Below are 359 nucleotides of genomic sequence, written 5' to 3'. Positions count from 1 at the left end.
CGCCGCGGCGGCATGGGCGGCAGCCGCCGCCGACACGCCGCTGGTGAACAGCACCAGCTCGGGCTGCGCGTGCTGGCGGATGTTGTCGATCTCGCGGCCGGACAGGCGCGCGTTCACGCCCACCGGCCAAGCGCCTGCCACGCCGCACCCGAACAGCGCCGCCAGCATCGCCGTGCAGTTCTCACCCACCATCATCACGCGATGGCCGGGCTGCACGCCCTGGCCGCGCAGCCATTGCGCCGTGTCCTGCACCCGCTGCCACAACTGGGCGTAGGTCACCGTGCCGCCGCCTTCCTCGTACAGGCAGATGGCGTCGGGCTGCCGGCGCGCCTGCAGCGCCAGGATGTCGTGGATGCGGG

General features: G+C 73.3%; 1 protein-coding gene. It reads right to left on the bottom strand.

The features are described 5' to 3' along the window. On the bottom strand, positions 1–359 hold a 359-nt coding region (locus B3446_RS11060; protein WP_291380921.1), incomplete at both ends, for an AMP-binding protein.

Source organism: Achromobacter sp. UBA5777, from assembly GCF_002418565.1.
GTDB lineage: Bacteria > Pseudomonadota > Gammaproteobacteria > Burkholderiales > Burkholderiaceae_B > Achromobacter > Achromobacter animicus.
Note: the sequence above shows the minus strand (reverse complement) of the source record. Positions and strands in the feature narration are given on the sequence as shown.